The 12236-nt window shown below is 59.3% G+C and carries 12 protein-coding genes; 10 read left to right on the top strand and 2 right to left on the bottom strand.

All coding sequences use genetic code 11. From position 1 onward, the window contains the following. Positions 1–203 precede the first annotated feature (203 nt). From aguA to ACRER8_RS24180, 6 genes are all read left to right on the top strand, one after another. Positions 204–1310 carry an agmatine deiminase gene (gene aguA / locus ACRER8_RS24205; RefSeq protein ID WP_431748703.1) on the top strand — a complete coding sequence of 369 codons (1107 nt, stop codon included), beginning with the start codon at positions 204–206 and terminating at the stop codon, positions 1308–1310. Positions 1311–1486: 176 nt separating this feature from the next. Beyond that, positions 1487–1690 (top strand): hypothetical protein, encoded by a 204-nt coding sequence (locus ACRER8_RS24200; RefSeq protein ID WP_431748702.1) that lies wholly within the window; start codon positions 1487–1489, stop codon positions 1688–1690. A gap of 251 nt (positions 1691–1941) precedes the next feature. Further along, a complete protein-coding gene (locus ACRER8_RS24195; protein WP_431748701.1) occupies positions 1942–3213 on the top strand; it encodes an OprD family porin in 1272 nt (423 codons plus the stop codon). A gap of 271 nt (positions 3214–3484) precedes the next feature. Continuing rightward, positions 3485–4261 carry an AraC family transcriptional regulator gene (locus ACRER8_RS24190; protein ID WP_431748700.1) on the top strand — a complete coding sequence of 259 codons (777 nt, stop codon included), beginning with the start codon at positions 3485–3487 and terminating at the stop codon, positions 4259–4261. Positions 4262–4505: 244 nt separating this feature from the next. Further along, complete coding sequence (locus ACRER8_RS24185; protein WP_431748699.1) at positions 4506–4679, top strand: DUF1427 family protein; 174 nt, start codon at positions 4506–4508, stop codon at positions 4677–4679. Positions 4680–4719: 40 nt separating this feature from the next. Then, entirely contained in the window at positions 4720–5679 is a 960-nt protein-coding gene (locus ACRER8_RS24180; protein WP_431748698.1) for a quinone oxidoreductase family protein, read from the top strand. A gap of 120 nt (positions 5680–5799) precedes the next feature. Here ACRER8_RS24180 and ACRER8_RS24175 read toward each other — a convergent pair whose 3' ends face one another. Then, entirely contained in the window at positions 5800–6120 is a 321-nt protein-coding gene (locus tag ACRER8_RS24175) for a hypothetical protein (RefSeq protein WP_431748697.1), read from the bottom strand. Positions 6121–6462: 342 nt separating this feature from the next. On the opposite strand from ACRER8_RS24175, the gene ACRER8_RS24170 reads away from it, so the two are divergent. The 4 genes from ACRER8_RS24170 to ACRER8_RS24155 all read left to right on the top strand — a co-directional run bounded on the left by ACRER8_RS24170 (position 6463) and on the right by ACRER8_RS24155 (position 11105). After that, positions 6463–7374, top strand: a complete 912-nt coding sequence (locus ACRER8_RS24170) for a LysR family transcriptional regulator (protein WP_431748696.1) — start codon at positions 6463–6465, stop codon at positions 7372–7374. A gap of 105 nt (positions 7375–7479) precedes the next feature. Continuing rightward, complete coding sequence (locus ACRER8_RS24165) at positions 7480–8673, top strand: CaiB/BaiF CoA transferase family protein (RefSeq protein ID WP_431748695.1); 1194 nt, start codon at positions 7480–7482, stop codon at positions 8671–8673. Further along, a complete protein-coding gene (locus ACRER8_RS24160; protein ID WP_431748694.1) occupies positions 8670–9608 on the top strand; it encodes a hydroxymethylglutaryl-CoA lyase in 939 nt (312 codons plus the stop codon). The genes ACRER8_RS24165 and ACRER8_RS24160 overlap by 4 nt, the downstream gene beginning before the upstream one ends. 162 nt (positions 9609–9770) lie before the next feature. Next, a complete protein-coding gene (locus ACRER8_RS24155; RefSeq protein WP_431748693.1) occupies positions 9771–11105 on the top strand; it encodes an MFS transporter in 1335 nt (444 codons plus the stop codon). A gap of 55 nt (positions 11106–11160) precedes the next feature. Here the strand turns inward: ACRER8_RS24155 and ACRER8_RS24150 are convergent, their stop codons facing one another. Further along, positions 11161–12177 carry a hypothetical protein gene (locus ACRER8_RS24150; RefSeq protein ID WP_431748692.1) on the bottom strand — a complete coding sequence of 339 codons (1017 nt, stop codon included), beginning with the start codon at positions 12175–12177 and terminating at the stop codon, positions 11161–11163. Positions 12178–12236 lie beyond the last annotated feature (59 nt).

Here is a 12236-nt window from a genome sequence, read left to right as displayed (position 1 = left end):
AACAAGCTCACTTTCACAGCTGGGATAGAGATGCGGATTAATATCGGTATTTAAGTTTTCTCATCTGATGATTTAAATGGGAAGCGCTTTTAAAGCAGATATTTATCGGCTATAAGTGCGGCCGAATTGGTATTTCTCGTTTCTCGTCCCAGCCAGTACGGCCCGTTCGAAAACCCTCGATCGCTCATTGGAGTCCTGATTAGATGACCACACTCAACAGCACACCACGCGCCGATGGCTTTTACATGCCCGCCGAATGGGCAGCGCAGACCCAGACCTGGATGGTCTGGCCTGAGCGTCCGGATAACTGGCGCCTGGGCGGCAAGCCGGTGCAGACCGCCCACGTCGCTGTGGCCAAGGCCATCGCACGCTTCGAACCGGTGACCGTCGCCGTTTCCGCCGCGCAATACGACAACGCGCGAGCGCGTCTCGATGTGCCGAACATCCGGGTCGTCGAGATCAGCAACGACGATGCCTGGGTGCGCGACACCGGGCCGACCTTCGTTATCAATGATCAAGGCGAAGTACGCGGCGTGGATTGGGGGTTCAATGCCTGGGGCGGTTTCGACGGCGGCCTGTATTCGCCATGGAACCTGGATCAGCAACTGGCCAGCAAAGTCCTGGAAATCGAGCGCTGCCCGCGCTATGTCACCGAGGGGTTCGTCCTTGAAGGCGGCTCGATCCATGTCGATGGCGAAGGCACGTTGATTACCACCGAGGAGTGCCTGCTCAATCGCAACCGCAATCCGCATCTGTCTCGCGAAGAGATCGAAGCGGTGCTGCGTGATCATCTGTCAGTGGAAAAAATCATCTGGCTACCGGATGGTTTGTACAACGACGAAACCGACGGCCATGTGGATAACTTCTGTTGCTATGTGCGCCCCGGCGAAGTGCTGCTGGCCTGGACCGATGATCCGAAAGACCCCAATTTTCCGCGCTGCCAGGCCGCCATGGGCGTTCTGGAGAATGCGCGTGATGCCAAGGGCCGACCATTGATCGTGCACAAGATGCCGATTCCGGGGCCGCTGTTTGCCACCGAAGAAGAGTGCGCCGGCGTTGATCAAGTGCACGGCAGCCAGGAACGCAACCCTTCGGTGCGTCTGGCCGGTTCGTATGTAAACTTCCTGATCGTCAACGGCGGCATCATTGCGCCGAGTTTCGACGATCCACTGGATGAACAGGCACGGCAAATCCTTCAACGGTTGTTTCCCGAGCATGAGGTCGTCATGGTGCCGGGCCGCGAGCTGCTACTGGGCGGCGGCAATATCCACTGTCTGACCCAACAACAGCCGGCTCCCCATCGTCGCTGAGTTGGTTCACTTCTTGCTGTGATGAAGCCCATCGGACGATGGGCTTTTTTGTGCGCAGCATTTTCTTGCTGGTCTGCCGAAAACGAGCCGCGGGGTTAGCTAATGGTTACTGCGTTCGTCCGTCTGTAACAAAATCTCCGTAGATTTCGCAGTCCAAGACGCAAGAGGTTATCCCAATGAACGCACGTCAGGAGTCGCGGGTGACTCGAGGTTTGTCTGCAAGCAGTGAAGCTCGGCCGATGAGGGCGGACTGGTTACGGATAACCCAAACTCCCAAGTGTCCGGCTGCGGAATACCGTGCCATGCTCATTCAGCGATATCCCATCGGCCTGATCAATGACGCTGAAATCGAGGCGCTGCTCGGCATATTGCACAGCTGACGTTTTTACCGCTGCCAAGCCCGGGCTGGCGGGCTCATCCGTCGTTTGGCATGTATCAAATTGACACTTACCTGTGCCGGCGATAGGATTCTCGGCTCAACCGCCTGTGGCCAAGCGCCATGTACGTGCATCAGTAGTCCACTGCGATGATTTCGTGCGGGCTTCCAGAACTGTGATCAGTCGTGGGAGACGCAATTACTCTCTGGGTATTTGCCACAGCGCGCGATAAATCTGCCAACAAGGACAATAAGATGAAACAACGTATCGGCATGCTCGCTCTGGGCATCCTGGCCGCCACCCATGCCATGGCTGACGGACAAGCGGACTCCAAAGGCTTCGTCGAAGACAGCAGCCTGAAGGTCAATCTGCGCAACGCCTATATCAATCGCGATTACAAGCACGATGGCCCTCAGGACCGCGCCGAATGGGGTCAGGCTTTCATGGCCAACTATTCGTCGGGTTACACCCAGGGTGCTGTCGGTGTCGGTGTCGATGCTTTCGGTCTGTACGCTGTGCGTCTGGACGGCGGCAAAGGCAAAAGCGGCGCGGGCGGTATCGACTTCTTCAAGCAGGGCGACAGCGGCAACGCGGCCGACGATCTGCAGCGCTTTGGTGGTGCGGTCAAGTTCCGTGTCTCCAACACCGAACTGAAATACGGCGACATGATGCCGCAGTTGCCGATCCTGAGTTACGACAGCTCGCGTCTGCTGCCTGAAACCTACACCGGTACCATGATCACTTCCAAAGAGATCAAGGATCTGGAACTGGTGGCTGGCCGTTTCACCGCCCAGACCCGCAAGAGTGCCGAAGGTCGCGACAGCGGCGATCTGAAAAGCATCAATATCTACGGTGCCAGCTACAAGTTCACCGACGCGTTCAGCGCTGCGTTCTACGCTTCGGACGACGAAGACGTGCTGAAAAAGCAGTACCTGAACCTGAACTATGTCTGGGCCTTGCCGACAGATCAGTCGCTGACATTCGACTTCAACGGCTACAAGACCAAGCTGGACAAGGACTTTGCTGTCGACGACGCGCGTGACAACAAGATCTGGAGCCTGGCAGCGACCTGGGCCGTGGGTATCCACTCCTTCACCGTCGCGCACCAGCGCAGCACCGGTGAAACCGGCTACAACTACGGCGGTTACCGCAACAATGGTGGCACCAGCGATGGCGGCAACACCATCTACCTGGCCAACTCCTACTGGTCGGACTTCAACGGCAAGGACGAGCGCTCCTGGCAGCTGGGCTACGGCGTGAACCTGGCCACCGTGGTCACCCCGGGCCTGAGCTACAAGATCGCTTACGTGCGCGGCGACAACATCGACGACGGTTCCGACCGTGGCCGTGGCGAAGAGCGCGAATGGTTCAGCCAGCTTACTTACGTCGTCCAGAGCGGCCCGGTCAAAGACCTGTCCGTGCGCCTGCGTAACTCGTTCCTGCGCGTCTCCAACGACGTGGATAACTACAACGTCGGCGGTAACGAGACCCGCATCTTCATCGACTACCCGATCAACGTTTTCTAACGTTGAACGGCAGTTGAGCTGATGTTAAAAAACGCCCCGGTCGAGAGATCGGGGCGTTTTTGTTATGAGTAACCCGCCGTGACGCAAATTCCCTGTAGGAGCCGGCTTGGCGAATGAGGTGTGTCAGTTAGTGTTGATGTAGCCGGTATGACGCATTCGTGAGCAAGCGGCTCTTACAAGAGACAGGGCCACCGGATAATCTCTGATCGCTGGCGGTGACATATGGCGCCCCGCTAACATTGCAAACATCGCTCCCTCACCGGTCACGCCCATGGCCCTTGCCGCTCCGCCCGATCTCTCCAATACCACCGTCCCCGTACAGCGAGTGTCGCGCACTTATCCGCGTGGTTTGTATATCGAACCGCACCAGCATGACTGGGGACAGGTCTTGTACGCGATGTCGGGGGTAATGTGGGTCGAGACGCCACATGAGGCGCTGGTGGTTCCGCCGCAACGGGCGGTTTGGCTGCCGCCGGGGGTGCCTCATGGGATTCGCGTGGTTTCTGATCTGGAGATGCGCAATATCTATCTGCGTCCGGCGCTGGCTAAGACCCTTGAACCTGGTGTTCAGGTCTTCGAAGTGGCGCGTCTGTTGCGCGAGCTGATCGTCAATCTGGTAACCGAACAGGACAAGGATTCCGAGTATTACCATGCGCTGGTCGGTCTGGCCTTGCTGGAACTCAAGCGCGCCAAGCGGTCGCTGCTGAAGGTGCCGATGCCCGACGACAGCGACCGTCGATTGATGAACGTCTGTCAAACCGTGATGATCGAGCCGTCCATCCATGTGTCGTTCGAGCAGCATGCCGAGAATGCCGGCGCCAGCGTCAGGACCCTCTCGCGTCTGTTTCAGGGCGTGCTCGGCATGGGCTTCGCCGAGTGGCGCAGACAAGTGCAATTGGCGACCGCAGTGGCCGAGATCATTCAGGGGGTGCCGGTCAGCACCATCGCCCGGTCCCTGGGCTATTCCCCCAGCAGCTTCAGCGATATGTTCCGCCGCGAACTGGGTATGGCCCCGTCCCAGTATCCCCTGGGCGAACGGGCAAACTGAGCCCGTCGCCGAACACAGCCCCTGTAGAAGTCGATTTGCTGGCGAATGCGCCGGGCCAGCAATGAGATATCGACTGACGCACCGCTTTCGCCAGCAAGCGGGTTCCTACACCGGTTCGCCGGTCTGTCCGAAATCCAGAAGTACTTGGCCGGTACACTTTTCGGCCATTCCTTAGACTCTGATCATCGCCAATCGCCGTCGTGACGCAATCAGCCCGCACGACGCCCGGCCCCAGGAGGTCGTGATGAGCTACATCATTTCACTCGCCATCGGCATCGCCGTCGGCCTGCTGTACGGCGCTCTCGACTTTCGTTCGCCAGCCCCACCACTGGTGGCGTTGGTTGGCCTGCTTGGTATGCAGGCGGGGGAAAAGCTCTGGCCCATGGCCCGTCAGCTGTTCGCCAATCTGATTTCCTGAATCCAACGATTTCCGCCTCTCACCTCTGGATGTGAACCCCATGAAAGCACTGCAATTTTCTCGAACCGGCGACCTGGCTGCTCTGGAAGTCGTCGACCTGCCCATGCCAACCCCTCTGCCAGGTGAGGTATTGGTACAGATCAAGGCTGCGGGCCTGAACCCGAGTGATGTCAAGAACGTCCTTGGGCGCTTCCCCTACACCACCTTGCCACGGGTGCCAGGACGCGATTTCGCCGGAGTCGTGGTCGAAGGCCCGCTAGAACTGATTGGTCAGGAGGTCTGGGGCACGGGCAACCAGATCGGGTTCTCGCGCAACGGCTCCCACGCCGGTTACATCACCCTGTCGGCCAAAGGCGTGGCGCTCAAGCCAAAATCGCTGAGCTTCATCCAAGCCGCGAGCCTGGGCGTGCCCTATACCACGGCGTGGGATGCGTTGGAGCGCAGTCTGGTCGACGCCAATACCCGGCTGCTGGTCATCGGCGCCAATGGCGCGGTGGGTAGTGCTGCCATCGCCCTGGCAAAGGTCCGCGGTGCGCAGGTGCTGGCGGCGGCGCGTCGCCCGGAACAGGTGCAGGCGCTTCAGGATCAAGGCTACAACGCTATCTTGTTGGGCAAGCCCGAAGAGCTTTCGGCTCAAGTGAGCGCGGTATTCCCAGGCGGCGCGGACGTGATTTTCGACACCACCGGCTTCTGGCTCCCTGCTTCGGTTCAGGCACTGGCAACTTTCGGGCGCATCGCCATCATCGCTGCGCCGGTGGACGGTCACGTGCAATTGCCGGCGCTGGCGCTGTATCGCAAAGGCGGTTCGGTGGTTGGCATCAACTCGCTGCTGTACGGCGTCGAAGCCTGTGCGCGTATGCTGGAGCAGTTCGGCAAGCTGTTCGATGAAGGAACGTTGCCATTACCGACGGGGTTGCTGGAATCACCACTGGAAGACGGGCCGGCGCGTTACGCACAAGTGGATCAGGGGGGTGCGGACAAGATTATTCTGCTGCCTTGATTCGCGATCAACCGGGCACAGGCGCTGGTTTGTGCCCGGTATCACCAAGCCGGCAATGCCTTTAGACACCCCAACTCGATGATCTTGGCAGCGCTCTCATCGATCACAAAAAGTGTTGAATCAGGTCTTGTTGTGCTCATTGGTATAACGGCCGCTCAGCACCCAGCCACACTCCATCAGCGTATCGAGCCAGTCTTCGTACGAGTCATCGACATCGAGCAGATTCATGAACTGATCTTCGATGTGGCAGCGAAACGTCTGTTCCTCGACGTTCCACTCGACTTCCCTGATCTTCCAGGCGCGCTGCATGGGCAACTGGATATTCAGGCCGTGATATGGCACGAACGGCAACTCGACCTCATACAGAAGCTTCGACCATTCAGAGGAAATCTCGGGGGTCTGATGAGTCCAGACGTATTTGATCAAGCGGACTTTGTGCACGGTTGGGCCTTCTATCGTGTTTCGGGAGGCGGGTCGCGCTCGCCGGGTGCAAGGGCGGCGGCCCGTCGGGAATGCCTATACGTTACTAGATGGGCGCGTTATCGGGGAGGGGGCTAGCAAGATCGGCGTGCCGATGCTGTTACTGAACCTACGTACCACCAAGCTGATAGCGACCGATAGGCGGCGGGCTGCCGGCGTAAGCCATTAAATCTCTTTGCGTTTTTATTGAAGATAGTTATCCACACAGCAGTTTGGTTTACGGCCGGATAGCAGATTTTACCTGCCGATATCCATCGTTGTTTTGCGTGTATTCTTCCTCGTCCAGTGGTCGGGAGCTTTTCCATGCTGCACAAGAACCTCATCCGTCGCCTTGATCTGATCACCCTGAAGCTTTTCGTCGCGGTGTACGAAGAAGGCACGCTGACGCGCGCGGCGGCGCGTGAGGCCATTGCCGTGTCAGCGGCGAGCAAGCGCCTGATGGAGCTTGAAGAAGTGCTGGGCATCGGCCTGTTCGTGCGCAACGCCAAAGGCATGGTGCTCACGGCGGCAGGCGAAACGCTGCTGCATCACGCTCGGCGCATGCTGTTCGATCTGGAGAAAATGGGGCTTGAACTCGACGAGCATCTGCAAGGCATGCGCGGTTATGTGCGCATGCTGGCGAACCTCTCGGCGATCATTCAGTTTCTTCCGGAAGACCTGCACGACTTCACCAGCAGCCATGCGCGGGTCAAGGTCGATCTGGAAGAGCGGCCCAGCAATGGTGTCGTGCAAGGGCTGATCGATGGCGTCGCCGATATCGGAATCTGCTCTGAAGACACCGACGTAGAAGGCCTGTACAGCGTCCCTTACCGGCAAGATGAACTGGTCGTGGTCATGCGCCCGGACCATCCCTTGGCCAAGTTGAGCGAGGTCGCGTTCGAGGACACCTTGGGCAGCGATCACATCGGTCTGCACGCTGCCAGCTCCATCAACATGCGTACGCATACCGCCGCCCGGTCCCACGGCAAACCACTACGCGTGCGGATTCATGTACCAGGTTTCGACGCCATGTGCCGGATGGTTCAAGCCAACATGGGCATCGGTGTGTTGCCGCGCAAGGCGTTCGAGTTGCTCGGCACGCCCTTGGGATTGACCGCCGTCTCCCTGAGCGATTCGTGGGCGCAACGCACGCTGATTCTGGTGGTGCGCGACCAAGCTGCGTTATCGCCGGTCAGTGTGCTGTTGTTCGAACACTTGCAGCAGGCTTCTCGCTAGCGTTCGCGCTTCGCGAACGACCCTTGCCAACATACGGTTGGATTTGCCAAACCCCTGTCCTCTAGTCTTGGCCGCAAATTCCAAGAAACACTAGAGGTATCCGCTATGACAGGCCCCCTGAACGGTGTGCGCGTGATTGAAATCGGCACACTGATCGCAGCGCCTTTCGCCGCACGCCTGATGGGCGAATTCGGCGCCGAGGTGATCAAGATCGAATCAATGGGGCAGGGCGACCCACTTCGTAAATGGCGAAAGCTGCACGAAGGCACTTCGCTGTGGTGGTACCTGCAATCGCGCAACAAGAAATCCCTTTCGCTGAACCTCAAATCCCCCGAAGGCATCGAGATCATCAAGCGTCTGGCCGAAAGCGCCGACGTGTTGATCGAAAACCTGCGCCCTGGTGCGCTGGAAAAGCTCGGCCTTGGCTGGGATGTCTTGCATGCCCTGAATCCCAAGCTGACCCTGGTGCGCATTTCCGGCTACGGCCAGTCCGGCCCTTATCGCGATCGTCCCGGCTTTGGCGCCATCGGCGAGGCCATGGGCGGCATTCGCTATACCACCGGCACGCCCGGCTCGCCGCCTGCCCGGGTGGGTGTCAGCCTCGGTGACTCGCTGGCTTCAATGCATGCCGTGATGGGGGCGTTGATGTCGTTGCTGCGGGTGAAAACCGGGCAGGGCGATGGCCAGATCGTTGACGTGTCGCTGGTTGAAAGTGTGTTCAACCTGATGGAAAGCCTTGTGCCTGAATACGACATGCTCGGCCACGTTCGCGAACGCAGCGGCGGCGCCCTGCCTGGCATCGCGCCCTCCAATACCTACCCGACCGCCGATGGCGCCTACGTGGTGATCGCCGGCAACAGCGATCCGATCTTCAAGCGTTTGATGACGACTATCGGCCGTGCGGATCTAGGCGAAGCCCATGAGTTCGCGCACAACGACGGTCGCGCCGCGCAGAGCGAAATGCTCGATGGCGCGATCAGTGCGTGGTCGTCCAGCCTGCCGATCGACGAGGTCTTGCAGTCGCTGGAACAGGCCGAAGTACCGGCGGGCCGCATCTACAACGTCGCCGACATCGTGGCCGATCCGCATTATCAGGCGCGGGAGATGATTCTCGACGCACAACTGCCCGGCGGCGCCCAGGTGAAAATGCCCGGCATCGTGCCCAAGCTTTCTGAAACGCCGGGCTCGGTGAATTGGCAAGGGCCTGCGCTGGGACAGCACACCGATAGCGTACTCGGCAATCTGGGCCTGACCGCTGCCGATATCGCGCAACTCAAGACAAATGGGGTGGTGCAATGATTACCGATTTTTCCGAGCGCCTGATCGTTCAGGAAGTCTCTCCACGCGATGGCCTGCAGATCGAACCTACCTGGGTCGAAACCACAGACAAGATCGACCTGATCAACCAGCTTTCTCTGGCCGGTTTCAGCCGCATCGAGGCCGGCTCTTTTGTTTCGCCCAAGGCCATTCCGGCGCTGCGCGATGGCGACGAAGTGTTTCGTGGCATCGAGCGCCATCCGGGCGTGATCTATGTGGCTCTGATTCCGAATCTCAAAGGCGCGCTGCGCGCAATGGACGCCGGTGCCGACGAGCTGAATCTGGTCATGTCCGCCAGCCAGACCCACAATCTGGCGAACATGCGCATGCGTTGTGAGCAATCGCTCAGCGCCTTTGGCGACATCGTTTCGCAGGTTGCAGGAAGCTCTTTCAGCCTCAACGGCTCGATCGCCACCACCTTCGGCTGCCCGTTCGAAGGCAAGATCGATGAAGACCGTGTGCTGCAGATTGTCGATGCCTATCTTGAGCTGGGCATGCAAGGCATTACCTTGGCCGACACAACCGGGATGGCCAATCCGCGCCAGGTGCATGGCCTGGTGCAGCGCGTTCTGACGCGCATTCCAGCGTCGGCGCTGACTCTGCATTTCCACAACACGCGGGGCTTGGGTTTGAGCAACGTGCTGGCGGCCTATGAAGCCGGTGCACGTCGTTTCGATGCCTCGCTCGGCGGGCTTGGTGGCTGCCCGTTCGCTCCTGGCGCTTCTGGAAATATCTGCACTGAAGACCTGGTGAACCTGTGCGACGAGATAGGCATCGAGACCGGCATCGACCTGCCGCACCTGCTGAAACTGTCACGCCGTCTGCCTGCGCTGCTCGGTCATGAAATGCCGGGGCAGGTCGCCAAGGCTGGACGCAACTGTGACCTGCACCCTGCGCCCGAGAATTTGCCCGGCTGAGCCAGCGAATCGTGTAATTCGTCACGCAGAAAATCTGTGGCAGCACCGAATGTGCGTGACATCGATGAGCGTTGAAAACGAACGAGCACGCCCTGCCGCGTGTTCGTCCAGACAACAAAAACAAAAGGGCTCCCTTTGGGAAGTCCTACTGGAGTTACCGCAATGACTATTTCTGTTCTGAACCCGAACAGCAGCCTCGCCGAGGTTGTGAGCGCCGAAAAAGCGTTGATCCGCAAAGTCGCTTGGCGCCTGATGCCGCTCATCATGATCTGCTACCTGTTCGCGTTCTTCGACCGCATCAATATCAGCTTCGCCAAGTTCCAGCTGCAAACCGACTTGAGCCTTAGCGACACCGCATATGGCCTGGGCGCGAGCCTGTTCGTGATCGGCTACGTGCTGTTCGAAGTGCCGAGCAACATCATGCTTTACAAGGTCGGCGCACGTCGCTGGATCGCCCGCATCATGATTTCCTGGGGCATTGCGACGGCGCTGATGGTGTTCGTCAACGCTGAATGGCAGTTCTACGTGTTGCGTTTCATCATCGGCGCGATGGAGGCCGGTTTCGCACCGGGTGTGCTGTTTTATCTGACCCTGTGGTTTCCACAAACCTATCGTGGCCGCATCACCTCGATCCTGTTCCTTGCCTCTGCGTTCGCTGGTCTGCTCGGCGCGCCGATATCCGGTCTGGTGCTCGGCCACATGGACGGCGTGATGCAAATGCGTGGCTGGCACTGGCTGTTCCTTTTAGGCGGTCTGCCTTGCGTCGCGCTAGGCATCGCTGTGCTGAAGATTCTCAAGGACCGCGTTGCCGACGCACACTGGCTGACCGATGCCGAGAAGACCTACCTCTCCAGCCGCATCGCTCAGCATGAACCGAACAAACATGGCTCGCTGCTGACGGCGCTGAAAATGCCCGGCTTTCTCATGCTTGGCCTGATCTACTTCCTGATCCAGGTGGCGTCCTACGGCCTGAATTTCTGGGCGCCCCAACTGATCCGCAGCGCAGGCGTTGAAAGCCCTGTCGTTATCGGCTTGCTCACAGCGATTCCGTACATCTGCGGCGCAATCGCCATGGTCGTTGTCGGGCGGCTGTCCGATGCCAGCGGCGAGCGTCGCAAATTCGTCTGCGGCCTGGTTGTGCTCGGCGCCATTGGTTTCTTCAGTGCCGGCATCTTCGCCCAACACACCAGCATGCTCATCGTTTCATTAGCCATGCTCGGCGGCGGTATCGTCGCTTCCATCCCCGCCTTCTGGACCCTGCCACCAAAACTGCTGGCCGGTGCTGGCGCCGGGGCAGCAGGTGGCATCGCCCTGATTAACACCCTTGGCCAGTTCGGCGGCATCGTTAGCCCGATCATGGTGGGCCGCATCAAGGACCTGACTGGCAGCACGACGCCCGCGCTGTATGTCATCGGCGCCACGAGTGTGATTGCCGCGGGGTTGTTGCTCTGGGCGCTGCCGCATAAATTGCGCACCTTGGACAAAAGCCACGATTAAGCCCGCTCCAACAAAAACGCCCCGGAATTCCGGGGCGTTTGACTACATCGTTCACTCACACTGTCGCGACGACCTTCGCAGCCGGTTGAGTACGGCGACCCAGCACGCCCGCACCCGCAGCCACTAGACCGGAGATGATCAGCGTGATCAGCAACAGCCAGCTTGCCTGCGAGACACGTTTGGCAGCGACATCAGCCGCTTCTCGGGCCTTGCGCTCTGCATCGGCTTTCAGCTCCTGATACTTGGCGTAAGCCTGGTGATACGCCTGCTGAGCCTGATCGACCATCTGATTGGCTTCTTCATCGGTTTTGCCGGTGCGTGCCTTGATCAGATTAACGAACGCCTCACGATCAGCGGCATCCCAGGCCTGGTCGCCTTTAGCCTTGATACGATCCAGCAGACCGCTGAGTTGCGTATCCGTCGACTGAGGATTCTGCGCACTGCGCTGTGCCGTGTTCCTCGCATCCTGGCCTGTCGCGTTGGCTTCCTGCTTTACAGTGTCGGGGTTCAGCTCAGGTTTACCCGTCTGGCGCATCGCGGTTTCGAGTTCGCCCTGAATGTCGTCCAGATTGAAATCGATGCCCTGTTTGCGCAGTTGGTCCTGAACCGTATTCCCCAGGCGCGGCGCAACTTGCGAGATGCCAGTGCCCACAGCCGACAGCCCACTACCCGCCAGGTTGAGACTACTGCTCACGATGCCCGTCACGGCGCTGGACACCAGATACAAGGTCACCAGCGAGGTGGTCGCCCACACCAGCAGGCCATGCATTGCGCCTTCACGCTGGGCCAGACGCCCTGCGACCCAGCCTCCGACGAACAGCGAGATGATCCCGCTGGCGACAACCCAAATGGCCGTACCTTTGCCTAAACCGTCGAGCGGGTTGCCTTCCTGCAGCGGGTCAATGCTGGCAGTACCAATCGCGGTGCCCAGCAGGTTCAGAATGAGAGAGACCACCATCGCAAGCGCAACGCCCGCGAAGATAGCGCTCCAGGAAATGCGCTTGAGTAGCGGGGCCGAGGTCAGGTGTGTCTCGGGATACACCACTGGGTTAGTGCGGTCGTCAGTGATCATGGATGATGCTCCTTTGGTAATGCTCCCTGGTTTTACTTGCCGCGCCTGAGGTCAGGCGC

Source organism: Pseudomonas sp., assembly GCF_050739935.1.
In the GTDB taxonomy this organism is placed as follows: domain Bacteria; phylum Pseudomonadota; class Gammaproteobacteria; order Pseudomonadales; family Pseudomonadaceae; genus Aquipseudomonas.
This window is presented reverse-complemented; position numbering and strand designations above follow the sequence as displayed.